Origin of the sequence: Empedobacter sp. GD03865 (genome assembly GCF_029840775.1) — a bacterium.
GTDB classification, from domain to species: Bacteria; Bacteroidota; Bacteroidia; order Flavobacteriales; family Weeksellaceae; genus Empedobacter; species Empedobacter falsenii_B.
Genome location: NZ_JAOCDF010000010.1, coordinates 18,696 through 33,785 on the forward strand (window position 1 = coordinate 18,696; position 15,090 = coordinate 33,785).

Genomic DNA, 15,090 nt, shown 5'->3' on the forward strand with positions numbered 1-15,090 from the left:
CTAAATTATAATCAAGTATAAAGTAATTTACAATTAATTAAAAACGTAAATTAGTTAAAAATAATTTAATGAAAATAGCTTTCTTTTCGTCTAAGCCTTATGACAAAACTTTTTTTGAGGCTGAAAATAAAAATTACGGTTTTGAACTTAATTTTTATGAAACACATTTAGGTCCACATATCGTCAACGCAATTGAAGATGAGCAAGCAGTTTGTGTGTTTGTGAATGATAAAGTGAATCGACAAGTCATTGAAATTTTAGCAAAAAAAGGCGTTAAAATTATAGCTTTGAGATGTGCTGGTTTTAACAATGTCGATTTGGAAGCTGCGAAAGAATTTGGAATTAAAGTTTGTCGCGTCCCTGCATATTCTCCTGAGGCAGTGGCAGAGCATACAATGGCGATGTTGTTAACATTGAACCGAAAAACGCATAAAGCTTATAATCGCGTTCGTGAACAAAATTTTGCATTGAACGGTTTGCTTGGTTTCAATCTTTTTCAAAAGACAATTGGAATTGTTGGAACAGGAAAAATTGGAAAGGCTTTTGTCAATATTGCGAAAGGTTTTGGTTGCAAAATAATTGCGTATGATTTGTATCCAGATCAAGAATTGATGAATAATGGCGTGGAATATGTTGAGCTGGATAAGTTGTTTAAAAGCTCAGATATTATTTCGTTGCATTGTCCGTTGACGCCAGAAAATCATTACATGATTAATCAAGAAACGATTGCGATGATGAAAGATGGCGTAACGATTATTAATACGAGTAGAGGCGGATTAATCAATACACATGAAGCGATTGAAGCTTTGAAAAATCATAAAATTGGTTATTTGGGAATTGATGTTTACGAGCAAGAAGAAAAATTATTTTTCAAAGATTTATCGGCAGAAATTATTCAAGATGATATGATTCAACGATTGATGAGTTTTCCAAATGTTTTGGTCACTGCACATCAAGCTTTTTTTACACAAGAAGCATTGGAACAAATTTCAGAAATTACGATGCGAAGTATTTCAGAGATTAAGGAGAAAGGTTCGACTGATGAGGTTGTGATGTTATAAATCTCCTAAATGAGTGGACTTGAAACCATCATATTTTTTGAGACCAAATCCTAGAAAACGATCGAACGAAATATGAGCGGAAAATATAAATCCAATCATCAAACACCATTCAATATGTAAAAAATAACCAATAAGAATCAATGAAATTGTCGTAAAATAATTATGAATAAAATTATAGGATATTGCACCAATCTTATTTCCAAAAAGATAACCTAACATAAAAATATCGGGAGCAAGAAAAAGAATTGCAAACCACATCCATGATAATTTTAGGAGACTATATAGAACGATCATAAGAATTAATAGAGCAAGTTGTTCTAATTTTAGTATGTTTTTCATGCGATTGGTATTTAATTTATTAGTACAAATATTTTACCAATTGTTACAAAAAAAAGCCACTCTATTGTGAGTGGCTATATATTATTAATAAAATAAAGCTAAAATTGTTTTTGTAATATAATATACAAATCCAGCGAAATTTTTTAGTATACTCGAAATATAATCAATATTATCTTTTTTAAAAATTTTCTTCATTGTAATGAAAAATTAAATTAAACGAATTATTATTTTGCAATTGAATTGTTTTAAATAATTTATTTAAAATAAAATTTTCATTTATCAATATTGGAATTTTGTACCAAATTAAAATTTTCGAAATTGTCTTAATTTGTAAACTTAATAAATTGTACAATTTATAAAATGTAGTGAATAAAATAAAATGAATAATTTTTAAACAATCTGAAGAAATTTCTGAATTAAATTTTTCAAATTTATATTTTAATTCTTCATTACTTATTATAAAATCATAATTAGGTAAGTTTACGAATCTTAGTAAAGAGTCTACCGAAACAGATGATTTAATATCACTAATATAGTCAATTTGAGGATACTCAAATTCTTTCCATAATAGCTTGTATACATCTTTACCGAAATTTAACTTTTCCATAATTATTCAAATATACAAAAAAGCCACTCATTTGAATGGCTTTAAATATTTTATATAAAATAAAACTTAATCGTTTAATTTTAGTACCGCTAAGAAGGCAGATTGTGGAACCTCTACACGTCCAATTTGACGCATTTTCTTCTTACCAGCTTTTTGCTTTTCTAATAATTTACGTTTACGAGAAATATCACCACCGTAACATTTTGCAGTAACGTCTTTACGCAACGCTTTAATTGTTTCACGCGCAATAATTTTTGCACCAATCGCTGCCTGAATTGGAATATCAAACTGTTGACGAGGAATTAATTCGCGTAATTTCTCACACATTTTTTTCCCAATATTGTAAGCATTATCAACGTGAATTAAGGCAGATAAAGCATCTACAACTTCACCGTTAATCATGATGTCAACTTTTACCAATTTTGAAGCTTTCATTCCAGAAGGTGCATAATCAAACGATGCATATCCTTTTGAAATAGATTTTAATCGATCATAAAAATCGAAAACAACTTCAGCCAAAGGCATATTGAAAATCATTTCTACTCTATGTTGAGTTAAATAGTTTTGAGATTGTAATTCACCACGTTTCTCAATACATAAACTCATTACAGGACCTACGAATTCAGATTTTGTAATGATTGCTGCTCGAATATATGGTTCTTCAACACGATTTAATCCTGATGGATCTGGTAATTCAGATGGATTATGAACCGGAATCATTTTTTCTGGATCTTTTTCCAAGTACGCTTCATACGAAACGTTAGGAACAGTTGTAATTACCGTCATGTTGAACTCACGTTCTAAACGCTCCTGAATAATTTCTAAGTGTAACATTCCTAAGAATCCACAACGGAAACCGAAACCTAAAGCAGCAGAAGATTCAGCTTCAAAAGTTAATGAAGCATCATTCAAACGTAACTTTTCGATAGAAGCACGCAAATCTTCGTAATCTTCTGTGTCAACCGGATAAATACCAGCGAAAACCATTGGTTTTACTTCCTCGAAACCATCAATAGCTTCGCTTGCAGGATTCTCAACTAATGTAATTGTATCTCCAACTTTTACCTCAGAAGCTTCTTTAATTCCAGAAATAATATAACCTACATCTCCAGTTTTAATGACTTTCTTCTCAACTTGATTCAGTTTTAATGTTCCAATTTCATCGGCACCATATTTTTTGTTGGTAGCCATGAATTTTACTTGATCTCCTTTTTTGATTTCTCCATTTACCACTTTGTAAAAAGCTTCAATTCCTCGGAAAGGATTATAAACAGAGTCAAAAATCAAGGCTTGTAACGGTGCATCTGGATCACCAACTGGTGCAGGAACTTTCTCGATAATTGTGTGTAACAATTCTAACACACCTTCACCTGTTTTTCCACTTACACGCAAAACATCTTCGGGATCACAACCAATCAAATCAACAATATCGTCTGTTACTTCTTCTGGATTTGCAGAAGGTAAATCGATTTTGTTCAAAACTGGAATGATTTCCAAATCATTTTCTAAAGCCAAATAAAGGTTAGAAATGGTTTGTGCTTGTATACTTTGTGCAGCATCTACAATTAACAAAGCTCCTTCACAAGCGGCAATCGAACGAGAAACCTCGTAAGAAAAATCCACGTGACCAGGAGTGTCAATTAAATTTAAAATATATTTTTCACCATCTTTTTCATATTCCATTTGGATGGCGTGCGATTTAATTGTGATTCCGCGTTCGCGTTCCAAATCCATATCGTCTAAAGTTTGATTTTGTAACTCACGATCAGAAATCGTGTTTGTTACTTGCAATAAACGATCGGCCAAGGTACTTTTACCATGGTCAATATGGGCGATAATACAGAAATTACGGATATTTTTCATATTCTATTTGTCGAATAGGCAAAAATAATCTTTTCCGTGCAGACTGCAAGTATTTTGAAAAATATTATGAATTATATTTTAATAAATTAACGAGAGTTGAAGTGTGTTTTTTACTAAAAAATAAATCTAGGCAATTATCCGATGAAAAAAAGTATATAATTCATCTTCTTTTACTAGACCAAATTTTTGTTTCAAACGATACTTTGTTATTCGTACACTTTTTGGTTCAATATTAAGAAGAGTTGCAATTTGTTTGGTGTCTAAACCAAGATAGATATACGAACAATATTTCAAATTAAGAGGTGTTAGTTTTTGCTTAGAATGCTCGTTTAGCGTTTTGAAAAAGTTTGAATGTAATTCTTGAATTCTAAATTTAGCACTTTCAAAATCATTATCCATTAAATTTTCTTCTCGCATAACTTGTTTTAAATTGATAGAAGAATCATTTCCATTTTTTTGTAGTTTCCGCTTGATCTTGATTGTACAAATCGGTTGAATAATCAGTTGCTTTTTTCTGAAATTCAAATATAGCCGAGTCAACCTAAGTTTAGCATATTCATTATTCCCATAATTAACGAAGCCTATATTATGTATTCAACAAAAGAAATTGTTTTTAATAATCTCTTTTGTGTTTATATGAATTTTAAACCTAATTTTATCCTTATGAAAATCAGCACAAAATGAGGAGATTACTATTTTTTGTTATTACTTTTTTTACATTTATTCAACTTTCTGCTCAATCGACTCGAAATTTGAATTTAGAGAATTGGACCTTTCAACAAAAAGGAGATTCAAAATGGCTGAAAGCTGAGATTCCTGGTTCTGTTCATACCGATTTGATGTTAAATAATATTATTCCAAATCCTTACAAAGACGTTAATGATGCAAAAGTGCAATGGGTAGAAAACGAAGATTGGAACTACAAAACTTCTTTTGATTTGACTGAAGCCGAACGAAAAGCGCAAAATATTCAGTTAAAATTTAATGGATTGGATACATATGCAAAAGTTTTTCTGAACGGAAAATTAATTCTGGATGCGAATAATATGTTTCGAATTTGGGAAGTTTCGGTCAAAGATTTACTGAAAGATAAAAATAATTTGCTCGAAATACAATTCAAATCGTCGCCTAATGAAGGAAAACGATTAGCAAATCTTCTTCCATATAAATACCAGAAGGTGAGCGTGTTTTTACTCGAAAAGCGCAATATCAGTATGGTTGGGATTGGGGACCAAGATTGGTAACGGTTGCGATTTATAAACCAATTGAACTTATTTCTTGGAATAATTTAAAACTGAATGACTTGTCTTATGAAATTGTCAAATTGGATAAAAATCAAGCGAAAGTAAAGTTTAAATTTATTATCCAATCGGAACAAAATACAGCTGTAGAAATTAATTTTAATCAGAAAATAATCACTCAAAAATTAACCAAAGGAATTAATCATTTTTCGATTGATGAAACGATTCACAATCCAAAATTATGGTGGCCAAATGGAATGGGCGAACAGTATTTATACGATTATCAATTCAAAATTAAACAAGGGAATGAACAGATATTTAAGTATTTAAAATTTGGTTTACGTACGATAGAATTGGTACAAGAAAAAGACGAAGTTGGCTCTAGGTTTTATTTTAAAGTGAATAGGGTTCCAACTTATATAAAAGGTGCAAATTATATTCCGCAAGATAATTTTGTTTCACGAGTTTCAAAAAATGATTATGAAAAGTTGATAAATAGTTCGGTTGAAGCCAATATGAATATGATTCGTATTTGGGGTGGTGGAATTTATGAGGACGATTATTTTTATGAATTATGCGACGAAAAAGGTTTGTTGGTTTGGCAAGATTTTATGTACGCTTGTGCTTTTTATCCTGGTGATCAAGATTTTCTTCACAATGTAAAACAAGAAACAATCGATCAAGTGAATCGACTAAAAAATCATACTTCTATCGCGCTTTGGTGTGGAAATAATGAAATTGATGAAGCGTGGAAAAATTGGGGATATCAGAAACAAATGGGCTGGTCGAAACAAGATTCGTTGAGTATTTGGAAAGATTATCAAACGACTTTTCATCATATTATTCCGAATGTTTTAGATTCGATTTTACCAAAATCAGAGAATCGCTATTGGCCGTCTTCACCTTCGATTGGTTGGGGAAGAAAAGAAAGTTTGACGCAAGGAGATTCGCATTATTGGGGCGTTTGGTGGGGAATGGAACCGTTTGAAACGTATGAAAAAAAAGTTCCACGTTTTGCTTCTGAATATGGTTTTCAAGGAATGCCAACGTTGGAAACGGTGAAATCAATGTTTTCTGAAAAAGATACATTGAGTAAAAATTCTGCAATAATTTTAGCGCATCAAAAACATCCAAAAGGTTGGGAAACAATCAACGAATATATGCAGCGAGATTATGTTGTTCCGACCGATTTTGTGCAGTACAACTACGTTTCTCAATTGTTACAAGCACGCGGAATTCAGTTGGCAATTGAAGCACATCGACGTGCAAAACCTTATAATATGGGAAGTTTGTATTGGCAATTGAATGACGTTTGGCCAGTAACTTCGTGGTCGTCTTTGGATAAATTAGGAAATTGGAAAGCGTTACATTATCAAGTGAAAAGAAGTTTCGAAAATGTGCTAATTTCAGTAGAAAAAGAAGAAAATGTGTACAAAATTTATATCGTAAATGACTTATTGAAAGATTTGAAAGGAAAAGTAAAATTTTCTGTGGTAGATTTTAATGGAAATAAACATTGGACTAATGATAAAGATGTAATTATTTTATCAAATTCTTCAACCAAGATAATGGAATTAACTGATGAAATTTTGAAAGGAACTTCTTCAACTAAAGCTTTTCTTCGAATTGAATTTGAATCAAATGGAGAAAAGTATTCGAGAAATTATTTCTTCGAAAAACCGAAAGATTTAGCTTTAACAAAATCAACAATTAAAATCAAAAAGATCAGTCATAACCAATTCGAAATTTCGACAAATGTTTTGGCAAAAGATGTTTATTTACTTGATGAAAATAATCAATTTGATGATAATTTTTTTGATTTAATTCCGAATGAATCTCGTATTATTAGTGGAAAAAACACAATTCAGAATCTAAAAATTTATTCGTTGTATGATACAATGAATGTTAAAAATCAATAATATTTTTCTCCCTATTTTTAGTGAAATTTCACAAAGGATTTGGAAATGTGAATTTTATTGACTTAAATTTGCACTGATAAAAATCATAACGTATAACAATTTAATAACGAAGAAATAAAATGTTCAAAGAAACGACATATCAGTTTTTAGCTATTGCAACAGATTTTGCAATGAGCATTCTTCGTGCTTATAAATCGTAAATAATTTACTTATTATATCAAAAGCCCGGAGGATTCTTCGGGCTTTTTCTTTTATTATTCCATTCTAGATTCAGAATAACTTCTAAAAACTTCCGAAGAAGAAATAGTTAGCGCTAATTATTTCAAAATAATTATTTGCAATTAAATAATCCATTTTATGGAAGATTCAATTTTCTTTTCTACTCAATTACGAACAAAAAGAGCGAGGAAAAGAAGTGTAAAAACAACGAAAGAAAAAAATGTAAGAGAGAAATATAAACGTCAAAAAGAAATTTTTAAAGAACAAAAAGAAATTCCGCTTGTTCTTTTAAAAGAGCCGTGTCAAAAAGGTTTTGAGCGATATTTTGTATTGAGAGAAGATATTAAAAAAGAAAATGAGATTGAGTTTTTTACTCAAATTCTAAAGAAAATAAATACTTCTCAATATGCAGAAACGCGAAAGTTTGTAAAAAAACGAAAACGAAACGGAAAGCGAATTTATGTTCAGAGAATTCAAGAGTTGAAACAATTGCAACCTTACGAATATTCAGGTCCGTATTCAATTTTGAATGATGAAGAACGTCTATATTTTGTGTGTATTCAGGTGTATGATCCCAAGACAAAACGTTTCAAAGGAATTTATGAATTTCTACAACCGTGGCGTTTTCGATTGATTATAAAACCAAATATGATTACGTATTACAAACCGCTTGATATTGATTTGAAGCGCGAAGAAGCGCAAATCGATCATTTTTTTGACAAGTATAAAAATCAAGGAATCCTTTTAAAGAAAATAGTTGGAGGAGGGTATTCGTATGAACGAAAACCAAAATTTAAAAATCCTTTTACAAAAAGGAAATTTTTTAATAATAAAAATTTAGCGATTGAAATCGCTGAAATGCTGATGGAAAAAGAACATCAGTTATCTAAAAGATATTAATCATGGGAAATAAAATCTCTGGAAAGGACTTTATAAAAATAGGCTTTCCAAAAAATAATTCGATCAATATTGCAATTGGGCAAATTCATCGATACAGAAAAAAAGAAAAGAAACAAACGATTATTAACGAAGCAAAAGAAGTTTTACTTGAGCCAGAAAAATACATCGGTCACGGAATTTGGGGAAAAGTTGCGGAAGGATTAATAAAACCAGTTGAGGTTAGATTACAAGAATTAAAAACAACGCGTTCACCTTTTTCGATTTTTGGAGAAAATGAAATTGACGAGCAAGCAAAATTTCAATTATATGATGCATTGAAATTGCCAATTTCGGTAAAAGGAGCTTTGATGCCAGATGCGCATTCGGGGTATGGATTGCCAATCGGAGGTGTCTTAGCGACGGATAATGCGGTGATTCCTTATGGAGTTGGTGTGGATATTGGTTGTAGAATGAGTCTTTCGGTTTACGATTTGCCAGCTAGTTTTTTGAAAGGAAAATCGCATAAATTGATTCAGATTTTGCAAGATCATACCAAATTCGGAATGTATGAAACGCATAAACTAAAAGCGGATCATGAAATTTTTGAACGTTCTATTTTTGATGAAATTCCAATCTTGAAAAGTTTAAAAACAAAAGCTTATCAACAATTAGGAACTTCTGGTGGAGGGAATCATTTTGTTGAATTTGGGATTGTGAAATTAGATGAGGTAAAACCTGAATGGAACTTGATTCCAGGAGAATATTTGGCTGTTTTATCGCATAGTGGTTCGCGTGGTTTGGGTGCAAATATTGCAAAACATTATACGTATTTGGCGACGAAACAATGTCCACTTCCGAAGCAAGTTCAGCATTTGGCTTGGTTAGATTTGGACACGTACGATGGCCAAGAATATTGGGCAGCGATGAATTTGGCTGGCGAATATGCCAAGGCTTGTCACGATGATATTCACCGAAGAATTGCGAAAGCTTTGGGAAAACGTATCGTTTTTAACATCGAAAATCATCACAATTTTGCGTGGAAAGAAATGGTTGAAGGAACGGAACGAATTGTTCATCGTAAAGGAGCGACGCCAGCTGGAAAAGGAATTTTAGGAATTATTCCAGGTTCGATGACCGCGAACGGTTACATTGTTGAAGGTTTGGGAAATGAATTGAGTATTAATTCGGCTTCGCATGGTGCGGGACGAAAAATGTCGCGTGCGAAATGTAAATCAACAATTACTAAAAGTTTTATGAATTCACAATTGAAAGATGCAGGAATTGAGCTGATTGGCGGAAGTGTAGATGAAGCACCTTTGGCATATAAAAACATAAAAACGGTGATGAATTTACAGACTGAATTAGTGAAAGTGTTGGGAACTTTTACACCGAAAATTGTACGAATGGATAAATAATGATGAGGAAAAAAATTATTCAACTTACATCGGGTAGAGGACCAGCGGAATGCAATTTTGTGGTGACTAATGTTTTTAAAAAGTTTTCGGAAGCGTGCACAAAATCTGAAATTAAGTTTGACATAATTGAAAGAGAAATGGATAAAGATTTTCATCAACTTTCATCTGTGATTATAGAACTTGAAGGAAATGATTTAAACACGTTTTTAAAAACTTGGCTTGGAGCAATTTTATGGATTGGTAAAAGTCCATACCGAAAATTTCATCAACGAAAAAATTGGTTTATTGGTTGTTTTGAATTAGAAATTCCGAAAGAAAATTCAATCAATCCGAATGAAATTATATACCAAACAATGCGAAGCTCTGGAAATGGTGGACAAAATGTAAACAAAGTAAATTCGGCTGTTCGTGCGATACATCAACCAAGTGGAATTTCAGTTGTTTCGATGGATTCGCGTTCACAACATCAGAACAAAAAAATTGCAACAACTCGTTTGTTATTGAAATTACAAGGATTTGAAACCAATAAATTGAAGGACTTGGTTCAAAAAAAATGGAATAATCAAACGTCTATTGCAAGAGGAAATCCTGTGAAAATATTCAGAGGAGATAAATTTAGTGAATAAAAAAAAGCCGCTCAATGAGCGGCTTTTAGTTTATTTCTTCAAAATAGCTTGGATAATTCCTTCCAAATTTTCATTGAATTCGAGCAATTGAGCAAAAACTTTATCGTCTTTATTCAAGCCACCGTGTTTGTTATTTTTTACAAAGGTTGCTTTTATCGTTTCCCAACGTTCTTTTTCTTTAGCAGTTATCAAACCTGCAATTTCTTTTAATCGCAACAAATTCGATTCTGTATCTGTTGTCAATGTTTGCGATTCACTTTCGTAATGCGCTAAAATAGTTTCGTTAATTTCTTTTTCGTTCATCATTGGAACAATTTTCGAAACCAATTTTGACATATTTCTGTACGAACCTTGCATTTTGAAAGGCGGTTCCGTTCTGTAATCATCTTGCATTGCTGCGCTCGAAATATAATTTTGATTGACTTTTACGACAATATTTCTAATCTTAATCACATGTTTTAGAACTGCAATAAAATCATCAATTTCTTGTTTCAAATAATTGCCTTCCAAATCCGGAAGTTGTTCTTGATTTTCGGTTACAAAATTTGTTAACTTGTAAAAATCTGTCAAACTTTTTGAAGCAATTTTATCCAAATAAGGATTATCTCCTGTTGCATTTTCAATCAAACTTAAATTGAACAACGTTTCCGTATCACCAATTACATCACCCAAATTATAAACATCAGCACGATTAGCCAACATATCTGGAATCTGAAATTTAGAGCCGCTTTCCGTATATGGATTTCCTGCCATTACAATGCAAAAACGTTTTCCGCGTAAATCGTAGGTTTTACTTTCTCCTTCAAAAATTCCATCAATTTTTCGCTGTCCATCGGCTAATGAAATAAATTTCTGTAAAAATTCGGCACTCAAATGCTGAATATCGTCCAAGTACAACATCACATTATCAGCCATTTCAAACGAAAGATTTATCTTTTTCAATTCCTCTCTTTCTCCAGAAGTTTTGGCTTCGATTGGATCGATTGACGTAATGTTATGTCCAATTGTTGGTCCATTTACTTTCACAAAATGCAAGCCCATCGTTTTGGCTAAATATTCCATCAAGGTTGTTTTTCCATAACCTGGCGGAGAGATTAATAACAACATTCCCATTCGAGCGGTACGTTTGTTTTCGCCTGCTGTTCCCAATTGTTTGGCTAAATTATTTCCGATTAAAGGAAAATAAACTTCGTTGATTAATTTATTTCTTACAAATGATGTCAAAACTTTTGGTTCAAATTCTGCGATTTTTAAATCCTTTTCATACGATTTAGAAATTTCTTCTTTTAGCTTTTGGAATGATTTAAAATTTGGAACATCAACAGTTGAAAAATGTTCTAATTTCGAAATGATTTCATGATAATTTTGAGTATAAATTCCGTCAACAATTACCGCATGATTTCCTTTCAAATCTTCAATTTTGATAACAGAATTTCCATCATTTATATGATATTGATCTTTCGAAAATAAAAGCATTGTCGCCGCTTCATTCACTACATTTCTGTATGACGAATAATTTTCGTTTTCATCTATAAAAGAATGAATCCAGTTTTCGATCAAGTAAAATTTTTCGGTTGAAGAAAATTGTTCATCTGAAATCAATGCATTAAAATCGTCCGAATTTTTATTTTTTTCTAAATAATTTACAAACTCTTTTTGAAATTTTTCAGCTTCTCTACTCATCGAAAAAGCATGATATTTCGTGAAAGTTGTAAATAAATAGTGAGAAACTTTTTCTGATGATGTTTGTGATTTATCCCATTCTGTTTCCCAATTTTCAAAAAGCGATTTGATTTCATTTAGAATGTTTTCAAAACGATTTGAATTCGGGAAATTTTTCAAAATTAATTGAGCCGAATTAATCATTGCATTCAACTTATCTTGCAAATTCTTTTCTAAAGAATGGCAAAAAATTTGAGCAGTTGTACGAGTTGGCGCATCAAATTGCAACACATCTAATTTCGAATTTATGTTGACCAATTCAGTAAAAATTCGAAACGCATCAAAATTGTGAACGCCTTTTATATAACCTTCCGAATAATTTTGTTCAATGATTTGATTGATAAATTTTTCAGCATCAAAATCGTTTTCATTTCTTGCTAAAAAAGCTTGATAAGCTAAATATTCAGCACGATAAACCAATTGATTTTCCGAAACAAATTCTTGGTTCCAAATATCTTGGTAACGATAAATCTCATCGTTTTTAACTTTTTGATAGAAACTTGTACCTGTTAAATGATAAAATAATTCGTTGTTACGATTCAACAAAGTCAGCGCTAATTGCTGCGTATTGACTGTAAATTTATTTTGTCCAAGCGCAATAATATTTTGTCCATCAACAAAAAGTTCAGTTTTATCACGTAAAACGCGAAGCGTATCTTCTTGCGATTTTTTCAAGAGATTTTCAAGATTTTCGGCTTTCGAAACATCTTTCAAATCCTTTAATTCTTGAATGATTTGACGCATTTTGTCAATCATTAAATCCGAAGAATAAAACGCTAAAATTTCTTCTTTCTCAGAAAAAGTTTTGGCTTTATTTTCGATATTTTTCAAGACGCGCAAGCCAATTTGTTCTAATGAATTGGTGCGTTTGTTGGTTTGTTCAACTAATTGTTCACGTTTCGAATTGAATGCCTTGATAATTTCGTCGCGCTTATCTGCAATTTTCAAGGCGAAATCATCAAAATCAGAAAATTTACTTTCTAATTCTTCAAGTTGAACAATTATTTTTGTATTGTATTCTTCCGTTTTTTCGGCAGTTGTTGATAATTCTAAAAAGTTAACCACACTTTGTTCTAACAACGTGATTTGAGCAGAAAATTCTGCAACAGCTTCTTTGCTTTTTAACGCAGAAGTTTGACGTGTTAATTGGGCACGAACTTCGTTAAGCGAAGCAAAAATAACCGAGATTTTCTCAATGATTTTTGTTGTTTGCGTGGCGTCTTCAATTTTTAAACTGTTCAGAATGTCAATCAATAACTCTAATTCGGAAGCAATTTTAAGACAAGATTCTTCGATTACTTTAGCGTCAACAACTTTCTCAATCGAAGCCACTAAATTTTTCTGTTCCGCAACTTTTTCTTCATACGGAATCAGCGCTTCATCCAATAAAAGAAACTCAATTGTTTTGGTTGATAAATTTTCGTTGACTTCTTGCAATTGATTTTCTAATTCCTGAACACGTTCTAAATTGATATAACGAATCGAACGTAAATCAATAACTTTTCCTTGAATTTTACGCGCTTCAGCCAAATGTTCAACCAATAAATCCAATTGATTATACGTTGTACTATTTACTTTGAAAACGATTTCTTCAATCGATTTTTCCGTTTTTTCTAACGTTTCTTGCGCAAATTTTTTCTGAACTTGGACTTTTGCAAATTCATCAATCGCTGTATTGGCAACCGTTTTGATTTCTAGCAAAGGAATAGCTAGCTCAAAGGTATCTTTGTCATTGATCCAAAAATAGCCATCAACAATATTATTCGCTTTTTTTACAATGTCCTCATACAAACCTTCGTACGAATCTTCTTTGTTAATTAATTGGATAACTTCTTGAGATTCAGCCATTGCTTTTACAATGTCTTTGTTTCCAATTTTGTATAATGGATGATTTGTTTTTTCTTGATTTTCCACCAAACGCTCGACATAAGGCGTTTCCCAAATCTGAACTTGATGATGTCGCGTTGCTTCTTCTTCTGTGCGGAAATAGATTAAACTTCCGTCTTTAAAAATAGTAAAACCATTGCAAACAATAGGCGTTTCGACATTTTGTTGAATGATATTGTACGATAAAAGAATGTATGTATTGGTTTCATCTTGATTGAAAATATACATAAAATCTTCTCCGTTTGGAGAATTTACACGACGGAAAAATTGAAAATTATCTAACTTATTTTCGAATATATGATAGGTTCCGTTTTGTAAATAATAGCCATTCGAAAAAATCAAACCTTGATTGTCTGGCAACAAAACTGCTGCATCCAAAAGAGCAGGAATATTGATGACTTCCTTGGTGCGAACATTGTAAATATACGCTCTGAAATCTTCTTGAAAAGGTTTGATTTTAACCGCAATCAGATTTCCTAAATCGGCGTAATAATATTCGGCATCGTCTAATTGTTGATCTAAATGCGTAACTTTTTCAGTGAAAATTCCTTTTCCTGTATCCGTATTATCCTCAATTTTGAACGTAATATCGCCACCAATCGCTTCGATAAAAATTTTATCTAAAATAGAAATGTGTGGAAATTTACCTAATCGACGATCATCAATTGACGTTTTTTGCCATTCGAAATCAAATTGATCTGCTTTTTTTACTTCGTGAATGCTGCGATCATCTTGATAAATTAATTTTCCGTCTTTGATTAACCATTTAAACGCTTTCAAATCTTGTGCGCTTTTACTGGTTTGGAAAACCATGTACAAATAATTATCTCTTCTACGAAATTTAGAAAAGATAGAATCGCGGTAATATTTATATAAATTCTGAAAATCTGTAAAGAAATTCTGATCGTTAATTAAGTCGAGAGGTTGAGGTATAAATTGATTTTCTTGAAACAGATAAATACTAAAAACATCGCTCAACTGAATGTCTGTGCGTAAACCGAAATGCACGTTGTAACCAAAAATACACAATTTATCGAACGCGATAATTCCACGTGCGACGCATGTATTTTCTGTCGTAATTCTTTGGTTTGCGCTTAATGCAAAATTGGTAGAATTGAAGACTTCTTTTCGAGCATCATTCAATTTCGTTAATCTTTCCGAAAGAAAATCTTTTTGTGTAAGAAGTCTTTTTCGGATGATTTCGTACGCGCCTGCATCAAGCGTTTCGGTAACGTTAATATTTTTTTCTTCTTGCATTAAATTAAAATCTAGAAGGTGATTAAACTGTAATTAAGAGCGATTGAAACGAATA

Annotated in this window: 10 protein-coding genes; 6 read left to right on the forward strand and 4 right to left on the reverse strand. The window is 31.7% G+C overall.

Annotation, left to right across the window (positions count from 1 at the left end; all coding sequences use genetic code 11):
• Positions 1–68 precede the first annotated feature (68 nt).
• The gene (locus N5D46_RS05595) at positions 69–1,061 is read left to right on the forward strand and encodes a 2-hydroxyacid dehydrogenase (protein WP_114997809.1); all 993 of its coding nucleotides are present in this window, start codon (positions 69–71) and stop codon (positions 1,059–1,061) included.
• Here the strand turns inward: N5D46_RS05595 and N5D46_RS05600 are convergent.
• The 3 genes from N5D46_RS05600 to N5D46_RS05610 all read right to left on the reverse strand — a co-directional run bounded on the left by N5D46_RS05600 (position 1,056) and on the right by N5D46_RS05610 (position 4,287).
• A complete protein-coding gene (locus N5D46_RS05600; RefSeq protein WP_114997808.1) occupies positions 1,056–1,400 on the reverse strand; it encodes a DUF4260 domain-containing protein in 345 nt (114 codons plus the stop codon). The two genes, N5D46_RS05595 and N5D46_RS05600, sit on opposite strands and share 6 nt — an antisense overlap.
• A gap of 673 nt (positions 1,401–2,073) precedes the next feature.
• Entirely contained in the window at positions 2,074–3,870 is a 1,797-nt protein-coding gene (gene lepA, locus N5D46_RS05605) for a translation elongation factor 4 (protein WP_038332533.1), read from the reverse strand.
• Between the two features lie 126 nt (positions 3,871–3,996).
• Positions 3,997–4,287: a LuxR C-terminal-related transcriptional regulator gene (locus N5D46_RS05610; RefSeq protein ID WP_125350036.1), complete on the reverse strand. Its 291-nt coding sequence runs from the start codon at positions 4,285–4,287 to the stop codon at positions 3,997–3,999.
• A 263-nt stretch (positions 4,288–4,550) separates the two neighbouring features.
• Between N5D46_RS05610 and N5D46_RS05615 the strand changes: the two genes are divergently transcribed.
• The 5 genes from N5D46_RS05615 to prfH all read left to right on the forward strand — a co-directional run bounded on the left by N5D46_RS05615 (position 4,551) and on the right by prfH (position 10,169).
• Positions 4,551–5,114 carry a hypothetical protein gene (locus tag N5D46_RS05615; RefSeq protein WP_280049416.1) on the forward strand — a complete coding sequence of 188 codons (564 nt, stop codon included), beginning with the start codon at positions 4,551–4,553 and terminating at the stop codon, positions 5,112–5,114.
• Entirely contained in the window at positions 5,108–7,030 is a 1,923-nt protein-coding gene (locus N5D46_RS05620) for a glycoside hydrolase family 2 protein (protein ID WP_280049418.1), read from the forward strand. The genes N5D46_RS05615 and N5D46_RS05620 overlap by 7 nt, the downstream gene beginning before the upstream one ends.
• Positions 7,031–7,387: 357 nt before the next feature.
• A complete protein-coding gene (locus N5D46_RS05625; RefSeq protein ID WP_125350038.1) occupies positions 7,388–8,149 on the forward strand; it encodes a hypothetical protein in 762 nt (253 codons plus the stop codon).
• 2 nt (positions 8,150–8,151) lie between these two features.
• The gene (locus N5D46_RS05630; protein WP_125350039.1) at positions 8,152–9,543 is read left to right on the forward strand and encodes an RtcB family protein; all 1,392 of its coding nucleotides are present in this window, start codon (positions 8,152–8,154) and stop codon (positions 9,541–9,543) included.
• Positions 9,543–10,169, forward strand: a complete 627-nt coding sequence (prfH, locus tag N5D46_RS05635; protein ID WP_260392007.1) for a peptide chain release factor H — start codon at positions 9,543–9,545, stop codon at positions 10,167–10,169. Before N5D46_RS05630 ends, prfH begins: the two co-directional genes overlap by 1 nt.
• Positions 10,170–10,199: 30 nt before the next feature.
• Here prfH and N5D46_RS05640 read toward each other — a convergent pair whose 3' ends face one another.
• Positions 10,200–15,035 (reverse strand): DNA repair ATPase, encoded by a 4,836-nt coding sequence (locus N5D46_RS05640; RefSeq protein WP_280049420.1) that lies wholly within the window; start codon positions 15,033–15,035, stop codon positions 10,200–10,202.
• Positions 15,036–15,090: the final 55 nt, after the last annotated feature.

Excerpts from the sequence above, each read along its gene's own strand:
- N5D46_RS05595 (WP_114997809.1), top strand. The coding sequence starts at position 69 with ATGAAAATAGCTTTCTTTTCGTCTAAGCCTTATGACAAAACTTTTTTT.
- N5D46_RS05600 (WP_114997808.1), bottom strand. The coding sequence starts at position 1,400 with ATGAAAAACATACTAAAATTAGAACAACTTGCTCTATTAATTCTTATG.
- lepA (WP_038332533.1), bottom strand. The coding sequence starts at position 3,870 with ATGAAAAATATCCGTAATTTCTGTATTATCGCCCATATTGACCATGGT.
- N5D46_RS05610 (WP_125350036.1), bottom strand. The coding sequence starts at position 4,287 with ATGCGAGAAGAAAATTTAATGGATAATGATTTTGAAAGTGCTAAATTT.
- N5D46_RS05615 (WP_280049416.1), top strand. The coding sequence starts at position 4,551 with ATGAGGAGATTACTATTTTTTGTTATTACTTTTTTTACATTTATTCAA.
- N5D46_RS05625 (WP_125350038.1), top strand. The coding sequence starts at position 7,388 with ATGGAAGATTCAATTTTCTTTTCTACTCAATTACGAACAAAAAGAGCG.
- N5D46_RS05630 (WP_125350039.1), top strand. The coding sequence starts at position 8,152 with ATGGGAAATAAAATCTCTGGAAAGGACTTTATAAAAATAGGCTTTCCA.
- prfH (WP_260392007.1), top strand. The coding sequence starts at position 9,543 with ATGATGAGGAAAAAAATTATTCAACTTACATCGGGTAGAGGACCAGCG.
- N5D46_RS05640 (WP_280049420.1), bottom strand. The coding sequence starts at position 15,035 with ATGCAAGAAGAAAAAAATATTAACGTTACCGAAACGCTTGATGCAGGC.